General features: G+C 64.0%; 15 protein-coding genes and 1 tRNA gene. 13 read left to right on the top strand and 3 right to left on the bottom strand.

Annotation, left to right across the window (positions count from 1 at the left end; translation table 11 throughout):
• Nucleotides 1–41: 41 nt before the first annotated feature.
• Nucleotides 42–641: a vitamin K epoxide reductase family protein gene (locus AC1DCF_RS08385; RefSeq protein WP_477210609.1), complete on the bottom strand. Its 600-nt coding sequence runs from the start codon at nucleotides 639–641 to the stop codon at nucleotides 42–44.
• 282 nt (nucleotides 642–923) lie between these two features.
• Here AC1DCF_RS08385 and AC1DCF_RS08380 point away from each other — a divergent pair, with 282 nt between their 5' ends.
• Entirely contained in the window at nucleotides 924–3,383 is a 2,460-nt protein-coding gene (locus AC1DCF_RS08380; RefSeq protein ID WP_477210913.1) for an Rne/Rng family ribonuclease, read from the top strand.
• 92 nt (nucleotides 3,384–3,475) lie between these two features.
• Here the strand turns inward: AC1DCF_RS08380 and AC1DCF_RS08375 are convergent, their stop codons facing one another.
• The gene (locus tag AC1DCF_RS08375) at nucleotides 3,476–3,748 is read right to left on the bottom strand and encodes a DUF4031 domain-containing protein (RefSeq protein WP_477210608.1); all 273 of its coding nucleotides are present in this window, start codon (nucleotides 3,746–3,748) and stop codon (nucleotides 3,476–3,478) included.
• A 203-nt stretch (nucleotides 3,749–3,951) separates the two neighbouring features.
• On the opposite strand from AC1DCF_RS08375, the gene rplU reads away from it, so the two are divergent.
• The 12 genes from rplU to AC1DCF_RS08315 all read left to right on the top strand — a co-directional run bounded on the left by rplU (nucleotide 3,952) and on the right by AC1DCF_RS08315 (nucleotide 13,197).
• On the top strand, nucleotides 3,952–4,260 hold the full coding sequence (gene rplU / locus AC1DCF_RS08370) for a 50S ribosomal protein L21 (protein WP_441792290.1): 309 nt from the start codon (nucleotides 3,952–3,954) through the stop codon (nucleotides 4,258–4,260).
• Between the two features lie 18 nt (nucleotides 4,261–4,278).
• The gene (gene rpmA / locus AC1DCF_RS08365) at nucleotides 4,279–4,536 is read left to right on the top strand and encodes a 50S ribosomal protein L27 (protein WP_092323831.1); all 258 of its coding nucleotides are present in this window, start codon (nucleotides 4,279–4,281) and stop codon (nucleotides 4,534–4,536) included.
• A 78-nt stretch (nucleotides 4,537–4,614) separates the two neighbouring features.
• Complete coding sequence (gene obgE / locus AC1DCF_RS08360; RefSeq protein ID WP_441792291.1) at nucleotides 4,615–6,207, top strand: GTPase ObgE; 1,593 nt, start codon at nucleotides 4,615–4,617, stop codon at nucleotides 6,205–6,207.
• The gene (proB, locus tag AC1DCF_RS08355; protein WP_477210607.1) at nucleotides 6,204–7,010 is read left to right on the top strand and encodes a glutamate 5-kinase; all 807 of its coding nucleotides are present in this window, start codon (nucleotides 6,204–6,206) and stop codon (nucleotides 7,008–7,010) included. The genes obgE and proB overlap by 4 nt, the downstream gene beginning before the upstream one ends.
• A 9-nt stretch (nucleotides 7,011–7,019) precedes the next feature.
• Nucleotides 7,020–8,288, top strand: coding sequence for a glutamate-5-semialdehyde dehydrogenase (locus tag AC1DCF_RS08350; RefSeq protein ID WP_477210606.1), 1,269 nt, complete (start codon nucleotides 7,020–7,022; stop codon nucleotides 8,286–8,288).
• A gap of 58 nt (nucleotides 8,289–8,346) precedes the next feature.
• Nucleotides 8,347–8,553 (top strand): hypothetical protein, encoded by a 207-nt coding sequence (locus AC1DCF_RS08345; RefSeq protein ID WP_441792294.1) that lies wholly within the window; start codon nucleotides 8,347–8,349, stop codon nucleotides 8,551–8,553.
• A gap of 15 nt (nucleotides 8,554–8,568) precedes the next feature.
• A complete protein-coding gene (nadD, locus tag AC1DCF_RS08340) occupies nucleotides 8,569–9,162 on the top strand; it encodes a nicotinate-nucleotide adenylyltransferase (protein ID WP_441792295.1) in 594 nt (197 codons plus the stop codon).
• The gene (locus AC1DCF_RS08335) at nucleotides 9,159–10,202 is read left to right on the top strand and encodes a hypothetical protein (protein WP_441792296.1); all 1,044 of its coding nucleotides are present in this window, start codon (nucleotides 9,159–9,161) and stop codon (nucleotides 10,200–10,202) included. Before nadD ends, AC1DCF_RS08335 begins: the two co-directional genes overlap by 4 nt.
• Before the next feature lie 40 nt (nucleotides 10,203–10,242).
• Complete coding sequence (gene rsfS / locus AC1DCF_RS08330; protein ID WP_441792297.1) at nucleotides 10,243–10,620, top strand: ribosome silencing factor; 378 nt, start codon at nucleotides 10,243–10,245, stop codon at nucleotides 10,618–10,620.
• A gap of 75 nt (nucleotides 10,621–10,695) precedes the next feature.
• Nucleotides 10,696–10,769 (top strand) — tRNA-Ala (locus AC1DCF_RS08325).
• A 521-nt stretch (nucleotides 10,770–11,290) separates the two neighbouring features.
• A complete protein-coding gene (locus tag AC1DCF_RS08320) occupies nucleotides 11,291–11,887 on the top strand; it encodes an ArsR/SmtB family transcription factor (protein ID WP_477210605.1) in 597 nt (198 codons plus the stop codon).
• Nucleotides 11,888–11,922: 35 nt separating this feature from the next.
• The gene (locus tag AC1DCF_RS08315; RefSeq protein ID WP_477210604.1) at nucleotides 11,923–13,197 is read left to right on the top strand and encodes an MFS transporter; all 1,275 of its coding nucleotides are present in this window, start codon (nucleotides 11,923–11,925) and stop codon (nucleotides 13,195–13,197) included.
• Here AC1DCF_RS08315 and AC1DCF_RS08310 read toward each other — a convergent pair.
• Nucleotides 13,187–14,161 carry an NAD-dependent epimerase/dehydratase family protein gene (locus tag AC1DCF_RS08310; RefSeq protein WP_477210603.1) on the bottom strand — a complete coding sequence of 325 codons (975 nt, stop codon included), beginning with the start codon at nucleotides 14,159–14,161 and terminating at the stop codon, nucleotides 13,187–13,189. The genes AC1DCF_RS08315 and AC1DCF_RS08310 overlap by 11 nt on opposite strands.
• Nucleotides 14,162–14,296 lie beyond the last annotated feature (135 nt).

The raw sequence follows: 14,296 nt of genomic DNA, 5'->3' as shown, positions 1-14,296 counted from the left end.
AGAGAGACCACAACTGCAGTCTCGCGGGCGTTAAGCGCGGATCAGAGTCGGTGCAAGACGTCCATTTGGAGCTGCGCGAAGATCGCGACGACGATGTAACAGGCGATGGTGATCACGAAGATCCAGGAGTACGCGATTTCTGCTCGGCGCCTGAAGAATTCCGGAACCGGAATATGTCCGGTTTTCAGGTTGTACAGCGTGACCGCCAGGAACGTCGGGATCGTCACCGACCAGGTCACCATGCACCACGGGCACAGGATGTCGAGCACGTAGATGCTCTGAATGATCAACCAGATGACGAAGGCAAGCGCGCCGGTCACCCCCACGTTGAAGCCGATCCAGTACCAGCGGGCGAACCGCGCCCCGGCGAGAATCGCCACTCCGATCGTGATGACGACGCTCCAGGCGGCGATCCCGATCAACGGGTTGGGGAATCCAAACAGCGAGCCCTGCCACGAAGCCAGGTTGGTGCTGCAGCCGATCAGAACACTGAAATTGCAGGAGAGCTGGGCGTCGGGGTTCTCGAGCAGATGAATTTTGTCGAGAGTCAGGGCGAACGCTGCTCCGAAGCCGATGACGCCGGCGATGATGAGAAAAAGGGCAAGGCCGCGCGGGCGCTTGGACAGTTCGCTGAGGGACACCCTGGGATTATGTCATGTGGCGCGCGCACGATCTCACGTTTGCATGCGATAATCGAGGAAGTCGCTTGAGCCGCGCTCAAGCTGACGCCAGAGAAGGCTTAATGGGCTGTAATCGCCCAGATTCATTGGTCCCACGACCAAAGGTATTAGCAGCCAGAGCCAAGAGCCGGTTGCACACGAAATATAGGATTCGCGGGGGAGACGCGTAAGCGACAACTCCGCACGAGAGAGTACCCGGATGGGCGGCGCGGTTGCCCAGACCGGTCAAGGAGCACACCAGTGATGGTGGAAGACAACGAAATCAAGAAGCGCAAGGGCCTCTTCGGCACGCGCAAGTCAGCACGTAAATCCGTACCCGCAGTCACCGCTGAGCAGCAGCCTGAGGCCGCCCCGGCTCAGTCGGCTCTCGTTGTTCAGCCTGGCTCGTTGGACATTGAGCACGATCCGGTGGCACAAGCATTTGTGGCCGCCGCCGCGTCGGCCGACAAGCCGACTCCCGATGCGAACCAGGGCGTGACTGTGACCGATGAAACAACCGCCGACGCCGAGACTGTAGCCCCGGTGCGCCGGCCGACGACGTCGCTGATCTTCCAGGCGCCCGACATCCTGCCGCTGCCGCCGCGCACGAGTGCGCGCCGCGACGACGATGACGATGAAGAGTCGTCGACGGTTCGCCGTCGTGCCCGTCGCCGCTCCGGCGACGAAGGCCGGTCAGGCTCTGACGACCCGGCCAACACCGTGGTCAAGGTGCGCACCCCGCGCGAGCCAGAGCTCATCACCGAGCCGCAGCGCATCAAGGGATCGACACGCCTCGAAGCCAAGAAGCAGCGCCGTCGTGACGGCCGTGACGCCGGACGCCGACGTCCGGTCATCACCGAGGCTGAGTTTCTGGCCCGCCGCGAATCGGTCGACCGCTCGATGGTCGTGCGTGCCAAGCACAACAAGATTCAGATCGGTGTTCTCGAAGACGGCGTACTCGTCGAGCACTACGTGGCCAAGAACCAGGATGCCTCGCTGATCGGAAACGTCTACCTCGGCAAGGTGCAGAACGTGCTTCCGAGCATGGAAGCTGCTTTCGTCGACATCGGACGCGGCCGCAACGCGGTTCTCTACTCCGGTGAAGTCGACTGGGATGCCGCGGCCGAGAACTCCACAACCGGCAACCAGGCCCGCCGAATCGAACTGGCGCTGAAGCCGGGCGACAAGGTTCTCGTACAGGTCACCAAAGACCCGGTCGGTCACAAGGGTGCGCGTCTGACCAGCCAGATCTCGTTGCCCGGCCGCTACCTCGTGTACGTGCCGAACGGATCGATGAACGGGATCAGCCGCAAGCTTCCCGACACCGAGCGCGCACGTCTGAAAAAGATCCTCAAAGAGGTTCTTCCCGACAATGTGGGCGTCATCGTGCGCACCGCCGCCGAGGGTGCGACCGACGAGCAGCTGACGCTCGACGTGAACCGCCTGACCGCCCAGTGGGCCGTCATCAGCAAGATGGTCGACACCGTGCAGGCTCCCGCCTTGCTGCACAGCGAACCCGACCTCCTGATCAAGATCGTGCGCGACGTCTTCAACGAAGACTTCCAGAAGATGGTCATCTCGGGCGAAGATTCCCGCGAGGTCATCGAGAGCTACCTGCGTCAGGTCGCCCCCGACCTGCTCGAGCGCGTCGAGAAGTACGACAACCCGACCCAGGATGCCTTCGACGAGTTCCGCATTTCGGAGCAGATCGAGAAGGCGCTCGACCGCAAGGTCTGGCTGCCGTCGGGTGGCTCGCTCGTCATCGACCGCACCGAGGCGATGACCGTCGTCGACGTCAACACCGGCAAGTTCGTCGGTTCGGGCGGAAACCTCGAAGAGACCGTCACCAAGAACAACCTCGAAGCCGCCGAAGAAATCGTTCGTCAGCTGCGCCTGCGTGACATCGGCGGCATCATCGTCGTCGACTTCATCGACATGGTGCTCGAGTCGAACCGCGACCTCGTGCTGCGTCGACTGATCGAATGCCTGAGCCGCGACCGCACGAAGCACCAGGTTGCCGAGGTCACCTCGCTCGGACTCGTGCAGATGACGCGTAAGAAGCTCGGCCTCGGCCTGCTCGAGTCGTTCAGTGAGAACTGTGAGGTCTGCGCCGGCCGCGGAATCATCGTTCACCACGACCCCGTCATCAAGCACCGTCAGACCGCGCAGCCGAGCCTGGAGCGCCGACCGCGCTCCAAATCGGGCAACAGCAACAGCAACGGTGGCAACGGCAACTCCAGCTCGGGCAACAACGGCAACGCCGGCGCTGGTTCGTCCGCTCCGCACGCCGACGCGGCCAAGGCCGGCAACGGCACCCACGGAATCACCGAGGATGCCAAGCACGCCCTCGCCCTGATCGCGGCCAGCACCATTCCGCACACCCACACCGGTTCGGTGCCGGTCGTCGGTGCAGCACCGGCCGTCGCCGCTGTTACAACCGAGGCTCCGGCATCCGCCCCCGCCCAGGCAGCTGCGGTCGCCGAGTCGCTCGAAACGGAATCGGTCGAGATTCTCGACATTCCGGTGCGCAAGTCGCAGCGCGGCAAGCGCACGGTGAGCAAGCAGGTCACCGACCAGCTGCTCGACTCGGTGCTCGATGCGCTTCCTGAGCCCAAGCAGCCGGGACAGGGCCGCTCACGCAGCCGTCGCGTCAGCACGGCCGGTGGCCCGACGCAGACGGCCCAGCCGGTTGTCGCACCGTCGACCGAGGCGAAGAACTCCTAAGGTCGCATCAGAAAGGCGGGTCCGTGATTCTCACGGGCCCGCCTTTCTGCGTTAAGTGGCGCTGACTGGCGCTGAGCTGCGTTGCGCGGCGTCTAGCCGTGTTTGCGCTGCTTACCCGAAACACGCAGACCGCTGGCGGCGAGGCGCGTCACGAGCTCCCGGATGCCCACCGGAAGCGCCCCAGCGGCCACCAGAGCGTCGTAGCGCGCTTCCGGCACGTCGTAGTGGTCGAGATCGAATGCACGCCGCGGAATGCCGTTCTGCGCCGCGAAGGTGTGAAGTTCCTCGATTGAGGAATCACTGACAAGATGTGACCAGAGCGTGTTGTGCGCGGGCCACAGTGGTTTGTCGATCAACACGGTCATCATCGAATTCTACGGATGTGCGTCGGTTTGACCGAGGGGCATTTGTACCGCTAAAGTTGACCCTTGGCGTGTGTTGGACGTTTAGGTCCACACTTTCGCCAAGGTTTTCTGAAAAGCAATGAGTCAGTCTGACTCGTTCATCCCAGTGACTTTCCACAATAGGAATCGGGACCCCCCGGCTCCCCAGAGATAGGTACGTTAAAGTGGTTTACGCAGTTGTGCGCGCCGGTGGCCGGCAGGAGAAGGTAGAGGTCGGAACCATCGTTACGATGGACCGAATCAAGGCTGACAAGGACGGCATCGTCGAGCTGGCCGCTGTGCTTCTCGTCGACGGCGACAAGATCACCTCTGACTCCAAGTCACTGGCCGACGTCAAGGTCACCGCCGAGGTTCTCAACGACCTCCGCGGCCCGAAGATCGTTATCCAGAAGTTCAAGAACAAGACCGGTTACAAGAAGCGTCAGGGGCACCGTCAGGAGCTCACGCGCGTTCAGATCACCGGCATCGCCTAGGTCTGAGGAGAAGTACAGATGGCACACAAAAAAGGCGCGAGTTCCACTCGCAACGGTCGTGACTCCAACGCACAGCGCCTCGGCGTGAAGCGCTTCGGCGGTCAGGTTGTCAGCGCGGGCGAGATCATCGTTCGTCAGCGTGGCACCCACTTCCACCCCGGCGTGAACGTCGGACGTGGCGGCGACGACACCCTGTTCGCTCTCGAAGCGGGCTCGGTACAGTTCGGCGCAAAGGGCGGCCGCAAGGTCGTCAACATTGTGGTGGCTGCCGAATAGGCACCCACAAGTTTTGAACGTAGGGGCGGGCTTCGGCTCGCCCTTACGTATTTTTACGCCACCTGAAAGGGGCACATCATGGCCACATTCGTTGACCACGTCACGCTACATCTGCGAGCGGGCAACGGTGGAGACGGCTGTGTCTCTGTCAAGCGCGAGAAGTTCAAGCCACTAGCCGGCCCCGACGGCGGCAATGGCGGCAGCGGCGGCGACCTCGTTCTTGTCGCAGACCCGCAGACCACCACCCTCCTCGGTTACCACCGCTCCCCGCACCGCACCTCCGACAACGGCGGTCCCGGCATGGGCGATCACCGCAACGGCCACAACGGCGAGATGCGTGAGCTGATGGTTCCGCTCGGCACCGTTGTCAAGGATGTCGACGGCAACGAGCTGATGGACATGAACGAGCCCGGCCTGCGACTCATCGTCGCGCCAGGCGGTCAGGGCGGGCTCGGCAACGCCGCGCTGGCCTCCCTCAAGCGCAAGGCCCCCGGCTTCGCACTGCTCGGCACCCACGGCTGGGAAGGCGACGTCTACCTTGAGCTGAAGACCGTCGCGGATGTCGCACTCGTCGGCTACCCCTCGGCCGGCAAGTCGAGCCTGATCGCAGCAATGTCTGCCGCCCGGCCCAAGATTGCCGACTACCCCTTCACCACCCTGCAGCCGAACCTCGGCGTCGTGCAGGCGGGGGAGACCCGCTACACCATGGCCGACGTTCCCGGCCTCATCGAAGGCGCCAGCGAGGGCAAGGGCCTCGGCCTCGAATTCCTGCGCCACGTCGAGCGGTGCACCGCGCTGCTCCACGTTCTCGACTGCGCGACGCTTGACCCGGGTCGCGACCCCATCAGCGACCTCGACATCATTCTCGGCGAACTCGCGGCCTACCCGGTTCCCGAGGGCCAGAAGCCGTTGCTTGAGCGCCCGCAGCTCATCGCCTTGAACAAGATCGACGTTCCGGAAGCCCGTGAGCTCGCCGAGTTCCTGCGCCCCGACCTCGAGGCGCGTGGCTACCGCGTCTTCGAGATCTCGACGGTCACCCACGAAGGCCTCAAGCAGCTCAACTACGCCCTCGCCGAAACGGTTGAGGCGGGTCGCGCTGAGGTCGCCGCCGCCGAGGCTCGGAAGCCCCGGATCGTGCTGCGCCCGGTTGCTGTCGACGACGGCGGCTTCGTGATCAAGGTCGAGGGTGGCACCTTCGGCAACACGTACCGCATCCTCGGCACCAAGCCGGAGCGCTGGGTACAGCAGACCAACTTCACCAATGATGAGGCCGTCGGCTTCCTCGCCGACCGTCTGGCCAAGCTCGGCGTCGAGAACGAACTGTTCCGCGTCGGTGCCGTCGCCGGTTCGACCGTGATCATCGGGCCGGGCAACAGCGGCGTCGTCTTCGACTGGGAGCCCACTCTCACCTCGACGGCCGAGCTCATTACCGCCCCGCGCGGTACCGACACCCGTCTCGACGAGAGCACCCGACGCACGAGCAACCAGCGTCGCGAGGAGTACTTCGGTCGCATGGATGCCAAGGCTGCGGCTCGCGCCGAGCTCATCCGTGAGCGTGAGGCCGGACTCTGGCCGAGCGATGGCGAGGAGTTCTCCGGAAAGTCAGCGTCTGATTCCTCTGATGCGTCGGTTCCGGCCGCCGCCAACAGCCAGGAGGGCGACTCGGAGTGAGCGTGACCGAGCGGGAACACATTCGAAACGCAGCCCGAATTGTCGTGAAGGTCGGCTCCTCGTCGATCAGCGGTGACAATGCCGGAGCCATCGCGTCGCTCGTCGACGCCCTGGCCGAGGCTCACGGCCGCGGTTCTGAAGTTGTTCTCGTCTCGTCTGGGGCGATCGCCACCGGCATGCCCTACCTCAACCTCGATGCACGACCGACGGATTTGGCGACCCAGCAGGCCGCTGCATCCGTCGGTCAGAACCTGCTGATCTTCCGTTATCAAGACAGCCTCGACCGTTACGACATTGTCGCCGGTCAGGTGCTCTTGACGGCGGGAGACCTGGAGAACCCGGCGCACCGCGGCAACGCGCAACGGGCGATGGAACGCCTGCTTGAGCTGCGCATCCTGCCGATCGTCAACGAGAACGACACCGTCGCCACTCACGAGATCCGGTTCGGCGACAACGACAGGCTGGCCTCGCTGGTGGCCACGTTGATCCGGGCGGATGTGCTCGTTCTGCTCAGCGACGTCGACGCGCTGTACACCAAGCCGCCGCACCTTCCGGGTGCGGAACGCATTGAGCGTATTGCGGCCGGCGACTCGCTGCCCGGCGTCGAGTTCGGCTCGACCGGCGCTTCGGGCGTCGGCACGGGCGGGGCCAGCACGAAGGTCTCGGCGGCGCGGATCGCCGCCGACGCCGGAACCGCCGTTCTCGTCACCTCCACCACACTGGTCGCCCAGGCTCTGCGCGGCGAACACGTCGGCACCTGGTTCGAGCCGGCCGCCGTGCCGAGCGGTCACCCGCTCCCGTAAACTGGCGGCATGTCGCCGTCGTCTTACCCCGTCACCGTACTCACTCCGACTCTCTCGGCTGCCCGCACCGCGTCACTCGCTCTCGCCTCCGCACCGACCGAGGTCAAGAACCGGGCATTGGTCGCCATTGCGACGGCGCTGCGTGCCAACGTCGCGGCAATCGTCGAAGCGAACGGGCTCGACCTGACCGCCGGCGTCACGAACGGACTCAGCACCGGGCTTCTCGACCGGCTGCGGCTTGACCCTGCCCGCGTCGAATCCCTTGCCGTCGCCGTGCTCGATGTGGCCTTGCTCACCGACCCGGTCGGTCAGATCGTGCGCGGCAGCAGCCTGCCGAATGGCATCAAGATCAGCCAGGTGCGTGTGCCGTTCGGGGTGGTCGGCGTCATCTACGAGGCACGCCCGAACGTGACGGTCGACATTGCCGCTTTGGCGTTGAAGAGCGGCAATGCCGCGGTGTTGCGCGGCGGTTCGGCCGCCGAGAACTCGAACCGGGTGCTCGTCGCGCTGATTCAGGATGCGCTGGCATCCGTCGGTCTGCCGGCCGAATCGGTGCAGACCATCGACCAGTTCGGGCGCGAGGGGGCGAACCTGCTGATGAAGGCGCGTGGCGGCGTCGACGTGCTGATCCCGCGGGGGAGTGCGAACCTGATCAACACGGTCGTCAGTGAGTCCACGGTGCCCGTCATCGAAACCGGCGCCGGCGTCGTGCACATCTTTTTGGATGACAGCGCCACGCCGGAGTGGGCTGTCGAAATCGTGCACAACTCCAAGGTGCAGCGCCCGAGTGTCTGCAATGCACTCGAGACTCTGCTCGTCCATGAGAACGCTGCGGCCCGCCTGCTTCCGGCCGTGCTGGACCGGCTCGCCGCCAGCGGCGTCACCATCCACGCCGACGAGCGCGCACGTGCGTTCTTCCCGGATGCCGTCGCCGCCACAGACGAGGACTGGGCCACCGAATACATGAGCCTTGACCTGGCCGTCGCCGTCGTCGACTCCCTCGACGACGCGATCGACCACATCCGTCGGTACTCGACCGGACACACCGAGTCGATCATCACCAACGACCTCGCCAACGCCGAACGATTCTTGAACGAGGTCGATTCGGCCGCAGTCATGGTGAACGCCTCGACACGGTTCACCGACGGCGGCGAATTCGGTTTCGGAGCAGAGGTCGGGATCTCGACTCAGAAGCTTCACGCGCGCGGACCGATGGGCCTGTCGGAGCTCACCAGCACCAAGTGGATTGTGCGTGGCAGCGGACAGGTGCGTGCGTAGCCCCGCTAGGATAGTTGCGGCGACACCGTCTCATCGCCGTTTGTGAATGGAGAATTTCATGTCCTTCGTGACCACTGTTCTGGCCGAAGCCGGGCACGTTGAACTGCCCATGCCGACCTGGGCCTACGGTCTGATCGCCCTGGTGATCTTCATCGCGCTCGGTGCTGTGCTCTGGACCTACCGTGACGTGGCCAACCGCCACCAGGCCAAGGCAGACGCCTACGCGGCAGCTCACGGCGGCACCCACGGCCACGGCGGCCACTAAAGCGTCGCTCGTTTCGTGACTGTGCGTCGGCCGCGTATTGGTGTGATGGGTGGAACGTTCGATCCGATTCATCACGGCCACCTGGTTGCCGCGAGTGAGGTCGCACAGAGCTTCGATCTCGACGAGGTCGTCTTCGTGCCGACCGGACACCCGTGGCAGAAAGAAGATGTGACGCTCGCTGAGCATCGCTATCTGATGACGGTGATCGCAACGGCGTCGAACCCGCGGTTCACCGTGAGCCGGGTAGATATCGATCGCACCGGCCCGACCTTCACGATCGACACCCTGCGCGACCTGCACGCCGAACACCCCGACGCCGAGCTCTTCTTCATCACCGGGGCCGACGCCATCTCGCAGATTCTGAGCTGGAAAGACGTTCAGGAGCTGTGGGATCTGGCACACTTTGTGGCTGTGAGTCGCCCGGGACATGAGCTCAGCGTTTCGGGATTGCCTGATCAAGACGTAAGCTTGCTGGAAGTTCCGGCTTTGGCGATCTCTTCGACAGACTGCCGGGCTCGAGTCAATCGGGGATTTCCGGTTTGGTATCTGGTTCCCGACGGGGTCGTCCAGTACATCTCAAAGCATCACCTGTATCGGAGTGTGGCATGACGTTGGGTAACAACCCGCAGCCACTGACGCGACGCCAACTTCGCGAGTTGGCCGCTGAGCAGGATGCCTCTACATCTTCCGACGAGCCGGCGACGGCGTCGATAGCGATTTCAACCGAGCCGCGTGCGAGCTCGACCGAGTCATCGTTCACCGAACTGATCCAGAAGGCCGAAGCCGCCGCGAAAGCTGCCGCTGTGCCCCGAGCGGGCGAGCGCCGAGTCTCGGTTCTTCCTGATTCACTGCGTCCGGACTCAATGCTTGCTGACTCAATGCTTGCGGACTCCTCACTGTCGGAGTTGACCGACGCCGACTACTTCGATTCGCTCGACCGCACCCTGACCCGCCGGGAGCTGCGTGCTCTGAAGGCCGCTCAGGAAGAAGCGGGCGAGGGCGCGGATGGCGTCGACAGTGTCGACCTCGTCGACGACGCCGACGACATCGACGACGCCGAACTCATCAATGACCTCGATCTGGTTGATGATGTTGACCCGGTCGACTCGGACGACGGCCCCCGCGAGTTGCACCCTCCGGTCGGGCATTGGTCGATTGACCCCGACGATGACTCTGAAGCTGTCGCTGAACACACTCGGACTCTCGACCAGGTTCACCAGTTCGACCAGATCATCGCTCTCGGCCTCGGCGCCGGGGGAGTTCCTACCACCACCAATGCGCTCATCCTGCCCGACATGTCGCACCAGGATCGCACCGCGGGACCTTTCGCCAGTACGGGCGAGATCCTGATCACCGGTTCGATCGACCTGCCGCGCAGTCTCGGTTCGACCGGTGCGCATCCTGACCGGTTTGACTCCGCAGATGTCGACCACATGCTTGACCAGCTCGACGAGGCCGGCGCGGGTTCCGACGTCGCCCCGGTGAGTGCCAGTCGCGCCGTCAGCAGCCACACCTCAACGCGCGGCGTCATGACCGCACCGAAGAAAGAAATCGTTTGGCTGCCGACGGTGCTTGCCGTCACCGCAGCCGCACTCGCACTGGGCGTCATCGCCTTGTTCGTCGGTGCCTTCGTGTTCAATATTTTCTAATGCCATCCATATCAGCACCACAAACTCAGGGATTTATTCGATGACCGCTTCTGCCCACGCTCTCGAGCTCCTCCAGGTGGCCGCTGCCGCCGCCGACTCGAAGGCCGGGGAGGATCTCGTTGCTATCGACGTGTCCGAGCCGTTGCCCCTTGCCGACATCTTCCTCATCGTCACCGGCCGCTCAGAGCGCAACGTTGTTGCAATCGCCGGTGAGATCGAAGACAAGCTGATCGAGGCCGGCCACAAGCCGTTGCGTCGTGAAGGCCGCGCTGAGGGCCGCTGGATCCTCGTCGATTTCGGTGACCTCGTCGTGCACGTTTTCCACGAGGAAGAGCGTGTTTACTACGGTCTCGAGCGTCTGTGGAAGGACTGCCCGGTCGTTCCGATCGAGCTTCCGGTTCACGACACGCGCGAGTAACGCGCCGGTTTTCGCTTCGCTCGCGGAGTGTAGTAATCTAAACGAGTTGTTCCGGAGAGATCAGGAACAGCACGAGGGTCCATGGCGCAGCCCGGTAGCGCACCTGCATGGCATGCAGGGGGTCAGGGGTTCGAATCCCCTTGGATCCACACTCAGAAGAAAAGCTCGGCACACTGTGCCGGGCTTTTCTCCGTTTAACCACGTGTGACATCCGTGGGGAATTGGCCAACGCACGAAAACATCAGGTTGATCGATGAGTGGCATACATCGTGATGTTTTGGCGCCGGACGTGCAATCTGTGATGGTTTGGTTTTGCGGGCCGGGTGGTAGTGAGGCGTTCGACACGGGATCCCGGGCCCATCCCTCTGGGCGAGACGATCAGTCCGCCGCCCGTGCGGCAGCGCAGGCGGGACACATGGGTCGGGGCGGGGGTTGGCCCTCCGGCTGACTTCCGGGTACTAGCGGTCATGCGCACGTTGATTTGACGGCGGTTCGACGCGCCACGCTCCTTGCGATGAACCTCGGTTATGCCGACCGACCGGCCCGGCGTTCCTTGGCCGTTTCGCCCGATCCGGGACAGCTCGTTGACGAGCAGGGCCTCGACAAGATCGGTGCAAGGCGAAGCACAATAACTGTTGTGCAATAGTTCTTGTGGAATTATCCTGATTGCATGGTTGAAGAACAGCATGGCGAGTCCGCGGTCAAGCGCTCCGTACTTTCGCTGACGAGCGCTAAGCAGATGCGAGCGTTGGCGCATCCGCTTCGCCTGCAGATTCTGGGGGAGTTGCGCGTCGGCGGCCCCCGCACGGTCGGACTGCTCTCGGAGGTGTTCGATGAAGCGCCGGGAACTCTGAGCTATCACGTGGGCAAGCTCGCCGAGTTCGGCTTTGTAGAGGAAGTGCCGGAGCTCGCTTCGGACAGGCGAGAACGCTGGTGGCGCGCTTCTCATGATTTCACCGACACTTCGCCGGCCGAAGCGGGTGCCTCGCCGAGCGTTCGGCAGGCTTCGGCAGCCATGCGGCACCAGATCGTGGATGTTTACGCGGCTACCTTGCACCGCGTCATTGAGGTGACAGAGGAATTGCCCGAAGAGTGGGCGACCGCGGCGACTTCCGGCGATACCGTCGCCTATCTCACTGCCGTTGAGCTTGCCCAGGCGGGCGCAGAATTGGATGCGGTCGCTGAGAAATGGCACGCTCTGGGCGACCGATCGCGGCCCGGAACAGAGGCGGTTCAGCTCATGGTGCACGCGTTCCGTCGACCGTGAACGCCCAGCTGGGGGCCGGTCGGTCCGAGCCGCTCGTGAGGCGGCTCCCACTGATCGGATTGCTCGCGGCTCGGGGTTTCTCCCTGGCCGGCAACGCGATCACCTTGATCGTTGTTCCGCTCTATGTTCTCCAGGACACCGGTTCGGTGCTGGCGACGGGGGTCGCCGGTGTCTTCGTCACCGTTCCCGTCATTCTCGGCGGGGCGTTTGGCGGTGTCCTCGTTGACAGGCTGGGATTCCGCCTGTCGGCAATCATCGCCGACCTTGCCAGCGGCATGACGGTGCTTCTCATCCCGCTTCTGGCGGCCACGGTTGGTCTGCCATTCTGGGCTCTCCTGACTCTTGTCTTCCTCAGTGGCTTGCTCGACACGCCGGGAACCACCGCGAAATCCGCACTCCTGCCCGATCTGGCGGAGGGCGCGCGCATCCGTCTCCCCCGGGCGAGTGGGGCCGAAGCCGCCATCTCGCGCAGCGCCACACTGGTCGGCGCCTCGGCCGCGGCGCTCTCGCTGGTCTGGTTGGGCCCCGTGAATTCACTCCTCCTCAATGCTGCGACGTTTGCCGTCTCTGCACTGCTGCTGTGGTTGTGCGTCCCAGAGCGAGGAAAGAAGCTGGCCGGGCAGCAGATAGGCCCGGGGAATCCTCGGTCAGGCTACTGGCGGGACTTCTCGGTCGGGATTCGGTTTCTGACGTTGAATCCTCTCCTTCGCAATGTGGTCCTGCTTGTCATGGTCACGAACTGCCTCGACTCCGCCGGGCTGATCGTTCTCTTCCCCGTCTACGCCCGCACCGTCACTCCCGACGGCGCGCTGCTCGCCCTGATGGTCGCTGTCTTCGCCGGCGGTGCACTCGCTGGATCCAGCCTCTTCGGCTGGCTCGGCCACCGACTCCCTCGGCGCAGCACGCTCGTACTCTGCTTTCTTCTAGCGGGCACCCCGCCTTATGTCGCTATGGCGGCCGGGGTGGATACGCCCATTCTGCTCACTGTGTTCGCACTTGCCGGCCTGGCCGCGGGCTCGATCAATCCGTTGCTGTCCACCGTGCTGTATGAGCAGGTCCCGCGAGAGATGCGCGCCCGGGTTCTGGGCGGAATGACCACCGGTGTCGCCGCCGCCATGCCGATCGGCAGCCTGCTGGGTGGCGTCGCGGTCAGCCAGGCTGGCCTTGTGCCCACGCTGGTCGCCGTTGGCGTGGTCTACGCCGCGATCGCCCTCACCCCGCTGCTGGGCAGATCGTGGGGGGAGCTCAACACCCGGAATTTCGCCGACTCGGCAGTGCCTCTCTCGGCCTCAGCGACAGCTACCCGCTGATTTCGCCGAGAAGAATGATTTCTTCGTCCCGGGTGAGACCAGACCGTCGCCCTCTATCAAGTCCCCGTGTCCGTTCGTCCGCGAGCACGTCCGCAAGTGTCTGCTTCAGGTTTCGCTCGGTGCCGCCAGCGGCGAGGAATCGGCTGCGACTGCGTTGGGCAAACGCGAAGTCGCGACGGGGAAGCCAGAGCGGCAGGGAGCGGGGTCCAGCCCAGTAGTTGACGTTGTGTGCGGTGAGCCAGTCGTCTTCGGCCGAGATGAGTTCGCCGGTATGGCCGGCGATCTGAGCGGCATCACGCAGCAGCATGGCGAGTTCGCGTTCGCTGCCGACGGCGTTGTAAATGCCGGTGAGGCCCCGGCGGCCGGCAGCAATGAGCCAATCAGTCAGGTCCCGAATGTCGATGAACTGCACGGCGCGATCGTGGACTTCGGGCACGAGCACGGGTTCCTGCGAAGCCAGGGCCAGTCGCGATACCCAATAGCTGAACCGGTCGCTGGTGTCGCCCGGTCCAGCGATCAGGCCCGGTCTTGCGATGAGCAGGCGATCGCCGAGCGCCGCGGACGTGGCCCGTTCAGCTGCGACTTTTGCGTGCGCATAGTTCGTGAGGTCGGTCGGCTCCACGAGGGCGGCGTCTTCATCGGCTCCCGATTCGGTGTTGCTTGCGTACACAGAGACGGACGAAACCAGTGTCCAGTGCTTCGCGTTGTCAGCCAATGCATCAAGCGCCCCGGTGACGAGGTCGGGCTCAGAGGCGAGCTCGATGATCTCGTCCCAGTCATCGCCTGTGACCGAATCGTATGCTCCAGGTGCTCGCCGGTCAGAGCGCACGAACATCACACCGCTCGGGGCCGCTCCGGACTCGCCCCGTGCGAGGCACGTCACATCCTCTCCTTCGGCAACCAATTGCTCGGCAATCGCGCGACCGAGCCAGGCCGTCCCCCCAAGAATGAGTGTGCGCGTCATGACCTCAGCTAATCGCAACAATGGCGCCAATGGCGCGGGGTTCGCCCTGAGCGCAGAGGGTGGCCCGACTGTCGTGACCCAAGGTTGCGGTATATCTGCGCCCTGGAAGATGCTCATCACGACACCGGGTGGCGC

Source organism: Leifsonia sp. 10L418, assembly GCF_056395445.1.
Note: the sequence above shows the minus strand (reverse complement) of the source record. Positions and strands in the feature narration are given on the sequence as shown.